Below are 2775 nucleotides of genomic sequence, written 5' to 3' on the forward strand. Positions count from 1 at the left end.
ACTGTACCAGTTGCTCCAGACCTGTTCGTGTATTGGAGAATACACAATCTTTCCCCAGTTCAATTCCCCGAAAGTCAATGGCTCGGGCCACATGGGTTTCCTTAGCGATGTCTGCCCCTACGACAAGGGTCTTGTCGGAAATTCTCATAATCCGTTGATTCTGTTTCTTCGATTGTTTATACTTCATGTTGAGTGCCTCCTGCGCTGGAATTTGTTCTCTGGACGGAACGTTTCCCAGTATACAGCTGGCGCTTTTTTCATTCAAACCTCAAATTAATTCATTACAGGAATGGCTCCAAAAGAAAGACAGTTCCTCCGGGTTACATCTGTTGGGGATAAGGTCGTATTGTTGGAAGAGGTCTATAGACCTTAGGCTTTCAAGGGGAATTCGAAGGTATGAAGGACGGCCTAATCGGGCTGTCTTTTTTTGTCTACATTTGTAGAATTTCATGAAAATCAAGCTCGGTTACAGGAGGATTATGGTATTTAAGGACGAATATATATTTTCGAGGAATGAAAAAAGAGCTAAATTAGGTATCTTGGGGTAGTATTTTGAGCCTTTTTGATTCATGAGGTGCAGTTGGTTTAAGGGAAAATAGTGCTGCGATCATTTAGTTTATTTATGGCCTAATAACTATGAATTATTTGGGGGTCTGAGGAGTGTTATTAAAAAGACAGCTTAACATAGAGAAACAAATCGAAAATTTTTTTGCATATGTCAAAGGCTCCTTTATTCATTTGCAAGGTCCATCTGGAGGAGGGAAATCTAGTTTAGCATTGGATTTTATTTCGATGGTGAAGACAGATTATCAAGAATGGAATATCTATTATATAGAAGGTAAGAAAAACAATGGTGAGGCATATTCAACCATCACCCTATCAGATGGAATTAAGCAACCTAAAACAGTGCTGTCAGGTCTTAATGTTAATGTTGGATTCAGCATCCCTAAGCTATTTACATTAGGGATTACTGGTGCATTTCAAAAAAGATCCTTGCTGGATCCAAAAATTAATTATATCGTTCGTGAACTAAATAAGAACAAATCCAATGATATTTTAATTGTCGCTGACAGCTTTCAATATTGGGACATACCCTCTCAACAATTTTTAATGACGCTTAAAAATTCTAGCAAGAATTTACTGAAGAATAAAAACTTAAAGATTCTGTTAATCACCGATGAAAAGGTAACTGCGGTGTCTGAATTTATTGACATAAAGTCCTTTCCTCAAAAAGATTTACATATTCCCTTTGATCTACCACAAAGATCCGAGTTGCAGGAAGTTTTACAAGTACTTGGGTATTCTTCTGTTGAGACCGATGAAAAAAATTTAGATTTAATAATTTCTATTACCGGTGGGAATATGAATTTTATAAAACTATTTATGGAAAGTTATTACTATGCAATTAATACAAATCTTTCGGAAATAAAGGATTTTCAAGATGCAACTAAAATATTAGATTATCGAATGGAAAAATTCGGTGAAAAGAAAGATGAAATCTACAAAATCTTGCAGGTTTCCTCAATATTAAAGGGTGACTTCAAATCCGATGAGGTAAAATTTATCTATCCAGATAATGGGGAAATTGATACTTTACTCAACGATTCATGTGATGGTTCTCTTCTTAAGAGAACTAATCATTATATATTTTCCAATGTATTTATACAAGAGTTATTATATAAAAAGCTAAATGGAAAAAGTCCTGAGTTTGAATTGAAATACTCCAAATATCTACAATTATATGAACCCGAAAATTACTTTGGTCGGGCTTATTATTTATCTTCAGCGGATGTTAATAATGAATTTTCACTTGAAGTAATTAGTTTATATTCACTCGCATATTGCAGAAATATGGAAATGTGTATTGAGGAAGCTGAACGTGAAAGATTACACTTTTTAATCAAAGAAAAGGTGGGGAAATGCAAAGAGACTAACGAGGTTAAGTTAGTATACAGGGATTTTTTACATCTAAAGGCAGCGTACGAATTTTATTTCAGGGAAGATTATCAAAGTGCTAATAATGAATTGAATAGTATTACATCAATTGGACCTTTATTGCTAATTTCCGAAGTGAAAAGAATGAGATTAGTGATTGCTTTACTGTTAGATATGAATACAGAAAACATAAGATCTGTTGCAGAAAAGTTATCAGATATCTTAATTGATTTAAAAGTACCTGAGCAAGAACAATGGTGTAAATGTAATTTCACCTTATTCTCAATGTATTCAAATAAGTTGGATAACTATGATGAAAGCAAAAAAATTGTACGGGAACTTGAAAGCTATATACGCGCTCATTACAATACTCCATTCTCAGAATATTTAGGAAAAATCATTTCACGAAAGGCATATTTATATGAATCTCCAATAATGGCTTATGCTTTAGTTCAAGATAGTGTTGAATATTTTGAGAGGAAAAATGATGAACTTCAATACTATCTAGCGTTGTGTAATTGTTCCGGAATTCAAATTGTTATTGGTAAATACAAAGAAGCAACTCTTAATTTAAATGAATGTTTGAATATGATTGATAATAAGGATGGTTTTGTATTTCCTTCCAAGGAAAAGGTTTATAATAACTTATTTTTAAGTTCCTTTTTATCAGAATATAGAGATTTGGACAATTGGGATGAATCCGTCGTGAACAAAGCTATATACAGTTTTGAGCAAAAGATAGATTGTGCTTCTCGGGAAAGTAATGCAATTATGTTTATAAAGCTTATTAACCTTCATCTACTAAAGGGGGATTTCAGTAAAAGTTATGAGATGCTTAGC

1 protein-coding gene and 1 pseudogene are annotated in these 2775 nt (G+C 33.4%); one reads left to right on the forward strand and one right to left on the reverse strand.

Going from position 1 to position 2775, the window contains the following annotated elements; translation table 11 throughout:
- Positions 1 to 187 (reverse strand): annotated as a pseudogene (locus A3844_RS30845) (IS110 family transposase); the annotation flags it as partial.
- A gap of 473 nt (positions 188 to 660) precedes the next feature.
- Between A3844_RS30845 and A3844_RS30850 the strand changes: the two are divergent.
- Positions 661 to 2775: hypothetical protein (locus tag A3844_RS30850; RefSeq protein ID WP_143192219.1), on the forward strand; the 2115-nt coding region annotated here is incomplete at its 3' end.

This window comes from Paenibacillus helianthi, assembly GCF_001909055.1.
Classification (GTDB): domain Bacteria; phylum Bacillota; class Bacilli; order Paenibacillales; family Paenibacillaceae; genus Paenibacillus_AQ; species Paenibacillus_AQ helianthi.